This window comes from Sporolactobacillus terrae (assembly GCF_019930545.1).
Classification (GTDB): Bacteria; Bacillota; Bacilli; order Bacillales; family Sporolactobacillaceae; genus Sporolactobacillus; species Sporolactobacillus terrae.
On record NZ_CP082837.1, the window covers coordinates 1,005,290 to 1,018,436 of the forward strand.

The window sequence follows — 13,147 nt, forward strand, 5'->3', positions numbered from 1 at the left end:
CTTTAACCAATGAACAAGAGGGTGTCTCAATCGTCTATGACGATAAGACACCCTCTTCCGTTCTTTTATTGAAAGGGTACGTCAAGATGGCAGTCGGACAAGTCGATGGAATAGCGCACCGCTTGATTGCCGCGAACTGTCATGGCAAAATCGGTGGCATAGATGATCAATCCTAACTGGTGACCGGCAGCCAACTTGTGAAAGGTTGGTTGCAGTTTGATCTCAAATGTGTAGAACTGGTTGGGCATCAGTTCATTAACCTTCCATGGATTCTCCCGGTTCTGCAGATTAAGATGCCCCTTTGTAATCATCTTGAACGGCGTTGGAAATTTAGCCAACGTGAATTCACGGAGTGTATCTTCACGCCAGTTGCAGCCTAATTCCATTCGTTGAATCGGAGTGGGCGATGGGTTGAGCCGTTTCTCTTCTCCGAAGTCGATCAGTTGAAAGCTGAGCATGCCGAAGGGTTGACTCGACGCTGTTTTGACATGGATGGCAACTTTTCCGTTTACAATTTGAGCTTTTTCAAAAGGTGCAGACTTAAAAATTAAACGGTTCGCATGTAACGCTTGTTTTTGATTCGAAATCAGCTCATTTTCCCATTGATCGATATGTTCCGTGTACCGTTTAAAGTCGTCTATCGGTAAATCATCTTTAAAGGATTGAATGGAGTTGCTGCCGCATCCCTCCGTCAATGTTCCAGGCGAGAGGTGGAATACCGTTTTGTCCGAATGAGGATTAGACCAGTCCGAGTATGCGGTCCATGTTTCAGGTATTAGATTGTCTTGTACAATCACATCCGGCAAGACCTCTTTTGCACCATTTTGCACGCCATACAATTCATGGCTAATCCAAAGATTGATCATATCCGTATAGTCGATCGAACGAAACGCATTGATATAGATGTGCTGACCTTGGTGTAAGATGATCTTTTTACTTACCGGGACACTTCTTAAGCCCTGCCATAGCGCCTCAACTTGCCCGGGTTTCACGTTCCAGTCATTTAGCCCATGAATCATTAATACGTCACATTTAATCTTATTGATGCTTTTGCGGTAATTGCGTGCATCCCAGAAAGGCGTGTAGTTTCCTGATTCCCGATCCATGCCGCGTGCCATCTGATCCATTTGTTTCGTAAAAAAGTCTTTGACGCGGAGTATGTAATCTGCCGGCGCTTTCATACGACTTTGGGTTTCAATTGCCAAAACATCAGCATCTTCTCCTGGAAAACCACCCGGTGCAATAACGAGCCCGCCTTCACGATAGTAATCATACCATGAGGAAATCGCTGCTTCTGAAATTATTGTTTTTAAGCCTTCAACACCGGTGGTCGCGGCCGCAGTTGCAAGCGTTCCTAAGTAAGAGCGGCCGGTCATTGCTACCCATCCATTGCACCACCATGCCGAGATGGCAATGTTGTCAGTACGATTGGTAAACGCGCGCCGTTTTCCATTTAACCATTCGATGACATTCTTAGTCGCTTCCGTTTGCTGCGGATCACCGCATGTTTGAACGCCGTCTGAATCCAATGTACCGATCCCGGCAGCGTAAACGGCGGCAAATCCGCGTACAAGAAAGTAATCATTTAACGTATAAGAACGTTCTCGACTGAACGTCTCGGCGGCATGTCTGGTCTCGCCGGCTACAGGGCGAGGGGCAGGCAAACTGTGCTTTTCTTTGCGATAAGCGATGTCCTGATAGGTAAGGCGGTTTGCTTTCTTCGCTTGCAATGGAACATTGACGTCATGCATCGCTCTGCTACCTGCTTCATGGTTTATTCCTTGATTATAAGGACTTGCTGTAAAAAGAGCCGGTACGCTTAACCCATGTTCCGTATCTGAAGGGCGCAGGATTTCGACCTTGAGTAAGTCAAGCTGACCATCACAATCGGAATCCACAGAGGACTCCACATAAACGACTTCTCGAACCAGTTTTGCAGGATCAAATACTGCTTGTGCTTTTCCATTAAAAAACAAAGGCTTTTCACGCGCCGGCAAATCATAAAACGGGATAAAGTAACCTTGGTTTGTTAAACGATCAAGGAAGGTTTGGCCGTTTTTTGTATGTGTTGTTAAGAGAAGATACCAGGCATCAAGCAGCTGATCTTTATGCCAATTGCCCTTTGTTTCAACGGTCGGAAGCTGCATTTGGTGCATTGCCTCTACTGGGTGATCGATCGCAAAATCCTCTGTAACGAGAAACTCAAGCAGCTGGAGCGCAACCAAATAGAAGATTTCCGTGGTTACTGGTTTCTTCGAAGCGCAATAGTCTTTAAGGTCTAAGCTCGGAGTTGCTAAATAGTTTTTCAGTTTGTTTGTAAATGAACCCTCTTCTTTCGTTGTTAAAAACGCTTTGCGTAGCAAAAGCTGGTAGACTTCTGTAGGAGAGGTCACACCTATACTTTGGTCATCATAGAAATGAATGGCTTTCAACTCATTAACAACCGTCTTATGATCGACGGTGAGCCTGGCAAATTGATTGTTCTTCATAAAGATTCTCCTTGTTACATTATTGAAGCCATTATACCATTATCTGCCTGTTCCTTAGAGATGCAATCCATTTGTTAACTAAATCCCATTATCGCTTTTAAAGGATCATTTTGTTTTTTGCCATTAATCTCTGTCTGGAGTCTGATGACAAAGCACGTTCATGCATTTAAGGTTAAAATAGGCTTATAGTTTTGTCTGTAGAATGGGAGAGAAATGCATTGTTAAGAAAACGAAAAATGGTATTCCTATGTTTGTTATCCGTCTTGAGCTTGGCGATGCTTGCCGGATGCCAGGTGTTTGACTTTTTCACAACACAAGTCGAAGGCAATTTAAAAGGCTTAAATGTGACGATGCAGACGTATGATGCCGACGGCCAGCCGATTGATACGATTAAAGGTGTTTCAGGAGCGATTAAACGGGACAGTACCTTCGATCGAACCAACGAGAAAGGGGAAAAGACAAAAGAATCTTCGGTATTAAATATAACAATTGGAGGAAAACAAGTGCTTCATGTCGGCAGTACTTTAATCATGTATGAGAAGGGACTTCAAGACGTGATGAACAAACTGCCGCAAAAAGTACTTGTCACGAACCAAGACCGCAGCTTGCCATTTGTAAATCGGATGGTGAATCAATTTCATAATTATTTTGATGGACGCTCAAAAATAGTCTTAATTCGTTCACAGCTCGGGAAACCGATTGCCACTTTTGCAGGAAATCGCGTTTCGTATTTTGCTACGGACGTCCCCAATTCCACCGGACTTATTATAGATGGGAAGTATTTGTTTATCTATCGATGCGATTTCACGATGTACGATACTTCACTCATTAAGCGCTAATCTTTTTCATGTTAAGCGTGAGGTGCAGTACGGGTGGAGAATGTGCTATACTGAGTCCACTAATTATCCGGGAGTAATTCAATGAATACAGCAACAATTGTGATCGTGGGTCCAACCGCAGTGGGCAAAACAAAATTAAGTATTGACCTGGCAAAACGATTAAACAGCGAGATCATTAATGGAGACGCATTTCAAGTCTATCGAGGGATGGATATTGGTACAGCGAAAGTATCAAAAGAAGAGGCTGAGGGAGTGACGCATCATCTGATTGATATTTGCAAGCCAGAGCAACCGTATACAGCTGCAGAATACCAACAGGATGCACGACGGATCATTGAAAACATACGATTGAAAGGGAAACCACCAATTCTTGTCGGCGGAACCGGTTTCTACATAAAAGCAGCACTGTTTGACTATCAGTTTTCTTCAACCGGCGCAAATCCGGCATATCGTCGGCAGCTGGAGCAGATTGCAGCTTGTGAAGGCAAGGGTGTACTTTTTGAACGATTAAAAAAAGTTGATCCGATCGCTGCAAAACGGATTCATCCCAACAATCTCATTCGAGTGATTCGCGCTTTGGAAGTTTATCATGAAACCGGAAAGCCCTTCAGCTTACACAAATCTGATGAAACGGTTCGCCCTCTCTACCCGTACCTCTGTATAGGCTTATCGATGAATCGCCAATTGCTCTATCGCCGAATCAACGAAAGGGTGGATCAAATGATTCACGAGGGCCTTGTTGATGAAGCGCATGATCTGTATACTCGAGGACTAAAAGATGCGCAGGCAATGCAAGCAATTGGCTACAAAGAGTTTATTCCTTATTTCGAAGGAGGGACATCTTGTGAAGCATCCGTGGAACAATTAAAAAAGAATTCACGCCATTATGCAAAAAGGCAATTAACCTGGTTTAGGCGTCAGATGTCTGTGGATTGGTTCGACATGTCGGATGCTTTAGTCAATTTTGATGCCAAGTCGGAAGAAATTTACCGATTTGTTCTGAGAAAATTGGACGGGCACTCAGATTCGTGAATTTTTCTAACACTTTTGGTTAGATTTCTTATATCATCTTTGCAAATGCTGGGAATATAAAATATAATCTTAATTGTAGATCTTTCTGACTAGACTCGTGAATTCCTTCTCAGAAAAAAGATCAAGCAAGTCGAGCAGCATGTGCAGGATATTCTATAAATTAAATCGAACTAGTTTTATTTAGAGAGAAAAGAGGAGGAATAAAATGAAACAGTCAATTAACATCCAGGATACATTTTTGAACCAGTTACGTAAAGAAGGAACATTTGTGACGGTTTTTCTAGTCAGCGGCTTTCAATTGAAAGGAAAAGTGAAAGGATTTGATAATTTCACGGTACTGCTGGACAGCGAAGGAAAGCAGCAATTGATTTTTAAACATGCGATTTCAACATTTACTCCTTCGAAGCCAGTAAATTGGACCAGTCAAGACGAGGAGTCATGATAAATTCTGCGAAGACAGCGGCCCCGCTGTCTTTCTTTTGTTTCCTGAAAATTCCGCTCCCATAAAAATGATGATGCGCTCTGTTGCATAGGGTGAAGCACTTCTGAATCTGTCCGCTGTTTCATAAACTAGAGCAGTCCAATTTATTTCGTTCTATTGCCGAAATTAGGCAACTGTCACGAGACACCCTGCTGATGTGTATACCTATAAAAGCAGGCAGAAGAATGTGCCCTGAGTTCATCAACAGAGAGGTGATCGGATCATGCGAGAAGCCTATACATTTACCAAAAAGAGTCAGATCAATGTGGTCTTTAACCAAAAACCGCAGAAGACTCCGCCCGTCCATTTCCCAATCGAAGAACGAGTAGCTCATGAACCACTAGAAAAATTGGAACATCAACTTGATCGTTTAGTCGGAATGGATCAGGTGAAACTCATGGTGCGTGAACTCTATGCATGGCTATATGTTTATCGCAAAAGGCAGGAAGTGCAGTTAAAGGTCAAAAAACAATCTTTTCACATGCTTTTCAAAGGAAATCCGGGGACTGGAAAAACAACCGTAGCGCGATTACTAAGCCACCTGTTTCATGAGATGGAAATATTGCCAAAAGGTCAATTAATTGAGGCTGAGCGAGCCGATCTGGTAGGAGAATACATCGGACAAACCGCACAGAAAACAAGAGAACTGGTTAAACGAGCGCTTGGCGGTGTATTGTTCATTGATGAGGCCTATTCGCTCTCGCGTGGCGGAGAAAAAGATTTTGGCAAGGAAGCAATTGATACGTTAGTCAAACAAATGGAAGATCACAAAGATGAGTTTGTATTGATCCTTGCTGGCTATTCTGATGAAATGGATGAGTTTCTTAGAATGAACCCAGGTCTGCCTTCGCGTTTCCCGATCATTATGTCCTTTCCCGACTACTCCGGCGTCGAACTGCTTGATATCGCAAAACAAATGCTTGATGATCGCGAATACACAATGACGGTTGAAGCACAGAAAAAGTTTCTTCGCCTTCTGCAACGGAAGGTACAGGCGCAAGAGCCGCATTTTAGTAATGGACGTTTTGTTCGCAATGCAGTTGAAAAAATGATTCGCCAGCAAGCGGTTCGCCTAGTGAAAGAGAACAGCTTTGATCGTGATGCGCTCATGACGATAAGAGCTTGTGACCTTATGGCAGACGATTCTGATCATCCGATCATTAGTCAAATGGGTGAAGGCGAGTAAAAAGAGAGGTAAAATATGGAATATGTCATTCTTGCAGCATGTCAGCTGCCTCATCAATCGGATGAGCATTTCCAATCATCCCTTGATGAACTGGAAGCATTGGCGAAAACTGCCGGCGGTGAAGTGGTTGCCGTCGTCACACAGAAAAGAGCAAAAATTGATGCTGCAACCTATATTGGCAGTGGTAAAGTTCAGGAAATTGCTGCGCTAGAAAAACAACTTGAGGCCAATGCTGTTATCTTTAACAGCGAACTGTCTCCCGCGCAGCAAGGCAGACTTGGTGCTTTGCTTTCTGCAAAAGTGTTGGACAGGACTCAGCTCATTTTAGATATTTTCGCCGTTCGCGCGCGTTCTCGTGAAGGGAAACTTCAGGTTGAGCTTGCTCAGCTTAAGTATCTGCTGCCGCGGCTAAGCGGTATCGGGCAATCTCTCTCTCGGCTCGGGGGCGGCATCGGCACACGCGGACCCGGTGAAACAAAGCTGGAAAGCGATCGACGTTACATACGCAGCCGAATGAAGGACATCAGCCATCAATTAAATGCGGTGGTCAGCCATCGGCAGCGCTACAGGGAACGAAGGCTGTTAAATAATCAGTGCCAAATTGTTCTTGTCGGTTATACGAATGCCGGAAAATCAACACTGTTTAATCAATTGACTGAAATGCAGACCTATGCAGAAAATAAACTGTTTGCAACACTGGATCCCTTAACCCGGAAAATGAATTTACCAAATGGATTCACTTGTCTGCTGTCAGATACCGTTGGGTTTATTCAACAGCTTCCCACTCAATTAATTGCAGCCTTCCGTTCGACTTTGGAAGAAGTCACCGGGGCGCAGCTGATCGTACATGTACTTGATGCGTCCAATCCGGATGTGATCGAACATGAGAAAACGGTGTGCAAATTGCTTCAGGAACTGGAAGTGGATGACTTGCCGATGCTGACGATCTATAATAAAAAGGATTTATTGCAAACCCCATTTATCGTTCCCAAAGGTGCTTTGCTTGTTTCAGCGCACGATATTAATGATCGAAAACGGATTCTTGAAGCGATCGAATCACAGATTATGCAGCAGATGGTTCCATTTCATACTAAACTACTTGCTTCGGAAGGAAAACTGTTAAGCAGTATAAAGCGCAATGCTATTTTACAAAACCAGACTTTCGATCAAAAGACACAGATGTATGAAGTAGAAGGTTTCGTGTATCCGGAAACGTCGATCGCATCAAAACTGATCCAGCATCAAGGCTCAGCAGATAAGGAGTAGACAGCATGTTTGAAACACTCGCCTATGGCGGAGAATTGACTAAACTCGCCGCCGCTATAGATGAACAAGTTGCAGAGCAATTAAAGGCGGCGGACGCAACTGCACTAGAGAATCAATATCGCGTTTTATCGAGTTTTAAGAAAAATAAAATAAGTGATGCCCATTTCAGCGGAACGACAGGCTATGGATATGATGATTTTGGGCGAGACGGTATTGAATCGGTTTATGCCGACTGTTTCGGCGCTGAGTCTGCACTCGTCCGTTCACAAATGATCTCCGGAACCCATGCGATTACAACCGCTTTATTCGGTATCCTCAGACCCGGTGACGAGTTAATGTACATAACCGGCAAGCCTTATGATACTTTGGAAGGCGTGATCGGCCTTACAGAAGAAAGTCATGGTTCTCTAAAAGACTTTGGCATCGGCTTTCGGCATGTTCCCTTAAAAAATGGATGTATTGATACGGAAACGGTAAACCGCATGATTGCACCCAATACAAAAATGATTGGCATTCAACGTTCTTGTGGCTATGACCAGCGCCCGTCTCTTCATGTCGCACAAATTGGAGAAGCGATCGCTGCAATTAAAAAGCTCCACCCATCTATTGTTGTCTTTGTCGATAATTGCTATGGCGAATTTACCGAAACGAAAGAACCCTGTCATGTAGGTGCTGACTTAATGGCAGGGTCGCTGATTAAAAATCCCGGTGGAGGATTAGCGGAAGCAGGCGGCTATATTGTAGGGAAGAGCGAGCTGGTTTCACTTTGTGCGGAACGACTGACCGCACCCGGACTAGGCAAAGAAGTGGGGCCTTCGCTACAACATCTGAAAGATCAGTATCAAGGCTATTTCTTATCGCCGCATATGGTTGCTCAAGCGGTTAAAGGTGCTATTTTTACATCTGCAATGATGGAACGATTGGGTATGGAGACCGCTCCATCTTGGGAACAAAGACGTACGGATTTGATTCAAAGTGTAACTTTTCACGATCCGGATCAGATGATCGCGTTTTGTCAGGCGATACAAATGGCATCACCGATTAATGCCCATGTTATGCCTTATCCAAGTCCAATGCCGGGCTATACGAGTGAGGTCATCATGGCTGCGGGAACCTTTATTCAAGGGGCCAGCTTGGAATTGACCGCTGACGGGCCGATTCGGCCCCCTTACACGCTTTATGTGCAAGGCGGACTGACGTTTGAACATGTGAAAACCGCTTTAATTGTTGCTGTAAATCATTTGCTTGAAAGAAAATTGCTTGATCCAATGAGAATAAAGTTGTGACAATATTATGAAACGCATCCCATTTGCTGTAAGATAACCTAACACCAATTGACAACTAATAGGCGGATGGATATAATGTAACTAAGAAAGGGGCGAGGCGAAATGGCTGAAAATGTACGCCGCTCTATGCCTTTGTTCTCAATGGGTATCGTGCAAAAATTGACAGGGCTGACTGCTAGGCAGATCCGCTACTATGAGGAAAACGATCTCATTCATCCCGAACGTAGCGATGGAAATCGCCGCGTCTTTTCTTTCAATGATGTTGATCGACTTCTTGATATAAAGTCGCTGCTTGACGAAGGGGTTAATTTGGCCGGAATCAAACGTGTTCTCAGTGAAAAGCCAGTGGAGGCGAATACTCCGGCTCAAGGAAAGAAGTCAATGTCCGAGGCTGAGTTGATGAACTTTTTGAAATCTGAACTTGTTCAATCCGGCAAGTTCGGCAAAACTTCGTTAATACAAGGAGAGTTGTCCCGATTTTTTCGGTGATTGCTGCCTGTGTATATAATTTTTGAAAGAAAATAGACATTTATATTGGGGAGGATCAAGAGAATGGCAAAGTTTACAAAGGAAGACATTATTTCTAAAGTGAATGAAGCAAATGTAAAATTTATTCGTTTGCAATTCACCGACCTGCTTGGAATTATCAAGAACGTAGAAATTCCGGTAAGTCAACTTGAAAAAGCGTTGGATAACGAAATTATGTTTGACGGTTCTTCTATCGAAGGATTTGTTCGGATCGAAGAATCGGACATGCTTCTGTATCCGGATTATGACAGCTTCGTCGTATTCCCTTGGACTGCAGAAAAAGGGAAAGTTGCGCGTCTGATCTGCGATATTTATAAACCAGACCGCACGCCATTCCCAGGAGATCCTCGTTCGGTGCTGAAAGCTCAACTTGCCGAAATGGAAAAAATTGGTTTCACATCCTTCAACATCGGGCCTGAACCTGAATTCTTCTTATTCAAAATGAATGATGCAGGCGAACCAACTCTCGAATTAAACGATAAAGGCGGTTATTTCGACCTCGCTCCTACTGATCTTGGTGAAAACTGTCGCCGTGATATCGTCCTTGAACTCGAAGATATGGGCTTTGAGATTGAAGCCTCTCACCACGAAGTGGCTCCTGGACAGCACGAAATCGACTTTAAATATGCTGATGCAGTAAAAACTTGCGACAACATCCAAACGTTCAAATTGGTTGTTAAGACGATCGCCCGCAAACACGGATTGCATGCGACCTTTATGCCGAAACCTTTGTTCGGTGTAAACGGTTCGGGAATGCATTCGAACATGTCGCTCTTCAAAGGCAAAGAAAATGCATTTTATGACGCCAACTCTGAAGATGGTTTGAGTGATACAGCAAAAGCATTCATTGCAGGTATTCTGGAACATGCTCCGGCATTTACTGCAATCGCTAACCCAACGGTTAACTCGTATAAACGTTTGGTTCCCGGTTATGAAGCACCAAGCTACATCGCTTGGTCCTTGAGCAACCGCAGTGCCTTGGTTCGTATTCCTGCTTCACGTGGTCTTGGTACACGTATCGAAGTGCGTAGCGTCGACCCAACGACCAACCCTTACCTTGGTATGACTGTATTGCTTGCAGCCGGACTTGATGGCATCAAGAAAAAATTGGCACCTGCTGCTTCTGTTGACCGCAGCATTTATGTTATGAATGATCAAGAACGTGAAGAACTTGGTATTCAAGAATTGCCGGCTTCTCTGAAAGATGCAGTAACCGCATTGAATAAGGATGAAGTAATTACAAGTGCATTAGGAGAACATACCATATCACACTTCAATGACGCAAAAGAAATTGAGTGGGATATGTTCCGCACGCAAGTACACCCATGGGAACGCGAACAATACATGGAACAATATTGATCAAATAGATTTGCTGAAACCCCTCGAGCCGTATGGCTTTGAGGGGTTTTTGTTTGTTTGGAAGTTTGTTATAGAAAGGAGGGGCGTTTTTTGAAAAAGTCAAAGAAATATTTTCAAACACACCCAAAATTTTCTTGTTTTGTTAATGGCATCATCATAATCCTCTTCGTGTGGCTTCTACCATGCTATGTACTTGGGAATAATAAATCAAGTTACATTTTTGGGATCATCTCGGCTTTGCTCATCGTGAATATCCTCGGAGCATTTTGGTATCCTTGGTTTACAATTAGAGGTAAAAATAAGGAGCATGAAGATAATGATTAAATATTTGTGTCCTTGATTCCTGCGCTTTCTTGCAGTTATAATTACAGTTATGTTACATAGAGAAAACAACAGAAGGATGAGTTAAAAAATGAAATTAAAAAGAGGCTTGAGTGCACGCCATATTCAAATGATTGCGTTAGGCGGCACAATTGGTGTTGGTCTTTTTATGGGATCCGCCAGTACGATAAAATGGACAGGGCCATCTGTATTGCTTGCTTATGCAATAAGCGGACTGTTTATTTTCTTTATCATGCGTGCGATGGGCGAGATGCTGTATGATGAACCGAGTACAGGTTCATTTGCGAAGTTTGGCTATACGTATATTCATCCGCTGGCAGGTTATTTGACCGCCTGGAGCAACTGGTTTCAATGGATCATTGTGGGGATGTCGGAAGTGATTGCTGTAGGTAGCTATATGAAGTTTTGGTTTCCGGAGCTTCCTGCATGGATTCCCAGCGTCATTGCAGTACTTATACTTGGAACGGCAAATCTGGTTTCCGTTCGATCATTTGGTGAATTCGAGTTTTGGTTTGCCATGATCAAAGTAGTGACGATCGTATTAATGATTATTGCCGGTCTCGGTTTAATTTTCTTTGGGCTAGGTAATGGTGGCAAAGCGATCGGTTTAGCGAATTTATGGGCACATGGCGGATTTTTTACCGGTGGATGGAAGGGGTTCTTCTTTTCCTTATCGCTCGTTATTGCCGCCTTTCAAGGGGTTGAGCTTATTGGAATTACAGCGGGCGAAGCAAAAAATCCACAAAAAACGCTTACTCATGCAATTCAGAATATAATTTGGCGGATTTTAATTTTTTATTTAGGCGCTATTTTTATCATTGTAACGGTTTATCCGTGGAATGAGCTTCAATCACTCGGCAGTCCTTTTGTTACTACGTTTTCAAAAATCGGCATTACAACCGCAGCTGGAATCATCAACTTTGTTGTCATTACTGCAGCGTTATCGGGTTGCAACAGCGGGATTTTTAGTGCCGGTCGCATGCTTTACACACTAAGTGCACTGGGGCTAGCGCCTAACTATTTTATGAAAACCTCACGTTCTGGTGTGCCGTTATACGGAACCATTGCGGTACTGATCGGATTGGCAATCGGCGTTGCGTTAAACTATCTTGCACCGGATCGAATTTTTGTTTATGTATACAGCGCTAGCGTCTTACCGGGAATGGTTCCATGGTTTGTCATTTTAATAAGTCAAATTCGCTTTAGAAAGCTCAGAACAAAGGCAGACAATGCTAATCATCCATTTAAGTTACCGCTTGTGCCTTTCTCAAACTACGCGACCATCGTGTTTTTAATGGTCATCTTAATAGGGATGGCATTTAATCCAGAAACACGTTTATCACTTGTTGTGGGAATTGTTTTCCTGACACTTATTGTGATCAGTTATTATGCGTTCGGACAAAATAAGAAACAACCTACGGCAAAGTAAGATCCGTTAACCTGCATTTCACTCATCTGTTCTTAGGTTGTATGGAGTAACCCTTTTTCCTGTTTAGGAATATCAAATAATGACCATGCTGTTTCCTAAAAGGGTTGCTCGGAACATTGCTGGAAGGGATGGATGAATGAGAATGAAACAACCTGTTCTTTCACGTCCAGAACGACTGACTTGGAGGCAGAAAGTTAAAGCAGCTAAACTCTTTGTTAATATATACCGAAATAATCGCCAAGATTTATCGGTCTTAAGTTCTATTGTTGTTGCCCTGCGTCATTGTTCGATAATTTGTAACGACGAGTCTTATCGCTCAAAATAATAGAATATTTGCTTTATCAAAACAGTATTGCCTGTTGGCAGTACTGTTTTTGGTATTTTCGTTTAAAAAGTTGAAAAACAGGAAAAAAGTACAGGGTCAGATGCGGGATGATGCGTACCCCCGCACAAAATATGCGGGGGTACGCATCATAAATTCGTTGTTGGTGCGTGGGAAAATAAGCTATGATATTAATGGTTAATCGATAGGATCGATTGCTGGTAATTTTAAGGTGAATCAATGGCGAAACTTCTGTAAATCCGACCCCAAATACTTAATGATTCAAACGTACGACGAGCCCAAGTGCGTTTGATGTTTCATTTTTCCTCTCTAACTGTAATTCCCATCCGAAGTAAATTGGATTTGCATGACAGACCGCAGGATTCACCTTAATTTATTATTAAAAGATTTTTGATTCTCATGATCGATAACGCTAAACCTCATGTTATTGTTGTCATTTGAACTAAAGAAGTGAATGTTAAACCTTTAGCAATAACTCCCAAAACACTATTTTATGGATCCCGATTGCGGGATCTTTTTTTACAGGAAAAGAAAGTTTATGATTTTGCTTTGGTGTAGAACGATAAG

10 protein-coding genes are annotated in these 13,147 nt (G+C 43.0%); 9 read left to right on the forward strand and 1 reads right to left on the reverse strand.

Features of this window, described 5'->3' with window-relative positions; all coding sequences use genetic code 11:
• Positions 1–65 precede the first annotated feature (65 nt).
• Positions 66–2,489 (reverse strand): Xaa-Pro dipeptidyl-peptidase, encoded by a 2,424-nt coding sequence (locus tag K7399_RS04605; RefSeq protein ID WP_128166637.1) that lies wholly within the window; start codon positions 2,487–2,489, stop codon positions 66–68.
• Positions 2,490–2,707: 218 nt separating this feature from the next.
• Here K7399_RS04605 and K7399_RS04610 point away from each other — a divergent pair, with 218 nt between their 5' ends.
• From K7399_RS04610 to K7399_RS04650, 9 genes are all read left to right on the forward strand, one after another.
• Positions 2,708–3,328, forward strand: a complete 621-nt coding sequence (locus tag K7399_RS04610; protein WP_028977709.1) for a DUF5052 family protein — start codon at positions 2,708–2,710, stop codon at positions 3,326–3,328.
• Positions 3,329–3,409: 81 nt separating this feature from the next.
• A complete protein-coding gene (gene miaA, locus K7399_RS04615) occupies positions 3,410–4,360 on the forward strand; it encodes a tRNA (adenosine(37)-N6)-dimethylallyltransferase MiaA (RefSeq protein WP_028977708.1) in 951 nt (316 codons plus the stop codon).
• A 205-nt stretch (positions 4,361–4,565) separates the two neighbouring features.
• Positions 4,566–4,802, forward strand: a complete 237-nt coding sequence (hfq, locus tag K7399_RS04620; protein WP_010023814.1) for an RNA chaperone Hfq — start codon at positions 4,566–4,568, stop codon at positions 4,800–4,802.
• A gap of 262 nt (positions 4,803–5,064) precedes the next feature.
• Complete coding sequence (locus tag K7399_RS04625) at positions 5,065–6,027, forward strand: AAA family ATPase (protein ID WP_028977707.1); 963 nt, start codon at positions 5,065–5,067, stop codon at positions 6,025–6,027.
• A 15-nt stretch (positions 6,028–6,042) separates the two neighbouring features.
• Positions 6,043–7,293, forward strand: a complete 1,251-nt coding sequence (hflX, locus tag K7399_RS04630; protein ID WP_028977706.1) for a GTPase HflX — start codon at positions 6,043–6,045, stop codon at positions 7,291–7,293.
• A 5-nt stretch (positions 7,294–7,298) separates the two neighbouring features.
• Positions 7,299–8,579, forward strand: coding sequence for a methionine gamma-lyase family protein (locus K7399_RS04635; RefSeq protein ID WP_128166639.1), 1,281 nt, complete (start codon positions 7,299–7,301; stop codon positions 8,577–8,579).
• 102 nt (positions 8,580–8,681) lie between these two features.
• The gene (locus K7399_RS04640; protein WP_028977704.1) at positions 8,682–9,068 is read left to right on the forward strand and encodes a MerR family transcriptional regulator; all 387 of its coding nucleotides are present in this window, start codon (positions 8,682–8,684) and stop codon (positions 9,066–9,068) included.
• A 63-nt stretch (positions 9,069–9,131) separates the two neighbouring features.
• A complete protein-coding gene (gene glnA / locus K7399_RS04645; RefSeq protein ID WP_028977703.1) occupies positions 9,132–10,466 on the forward strand; it encodes a type I glutamate--ammonia ligase in 1,335 nt (444 codons plus the stop codon).
• Positions 10,467–10,878: 412 nt separating this feature from the next.
• Positions 10,879–12,237: an amino acid permease gene (locus K7399_RS04650; protein ID WP_037563801.1), complete on the forward strand. Its 1,359-nt coding sequence runs from the start codon at positions 10,879–10,881 to the stop codon at positions 12,235–12,237.
• Positions 12,238–13,147: the final 910 nt, after the last annotated feature.

What these genes read in the sequence shown, in the direction of transcription:
- K7399_RS04605 (WP_128166637.1), bottom strand. Translation starts at nt 2,489, where the DNA reads ATGAAGAACAATCAATTTGCCAGGCTCACCGTCGATCATAAGACGGTT.
- miaA (WP_028977708.1), top strand. Translation starts at nt 3,410, where the DNA reads ATGAATACAGCAACAATTGTGATCGTGGGTCCAACCGCAGTGGGCAAA.
- hfq (WP_010023814.1), top strand. Translation starts at nt 4,566, where the DNA reads ATGAAACAGTCAATTAACATCCAGGATACATTTTTGAACCAGTTACGT.
- K7399_RS04625 (WP_028977707.1), top strand. Translation starts at nt 5,065, where the DNA reads ATGCGAGAAGCCTATACATTTACCAAAAAGAGTCAGATCAATGTGGTC.
- hflX (WP_028977706.1), top strand. Translation starts at nt 6,043, where the DNA reads ATGGAATATGTCATTCTTGCAGCATGTCAGCTGCCTCATCAATCGGAT.
- K7399_RS04635 (WP_128166639.1), top strand. Translation starts at nt 7,299, where the DNA reads ATGTTTGAAACACTCGCCTATGGCGGAGAATTGACTAAACTCGCCGCC.
- K7399_RS04640 (WP_028977704.1), top strand. Translation starts at nt 8,682, where the DNA reads ATGGCTGAAAATGTACGCCGCTCTATGCCTTTGTTCTCAATGGGTATC.
- glnA (WP_028977703.1), top strand. Translation starts at nt 9,132, where the DNA reads ATGGCAAAGTTTACAAAGGAAGACATTATTTCTAAAGTGAATGAAGCA.
- K7399_RS04650 (WP_037563801.1), top strand. Translation starts at nt 10,879, where the DNA reads ATGAAATTAAAAAGAGGCTTGAGTGCACGCCATATTCAAATGATTGCG.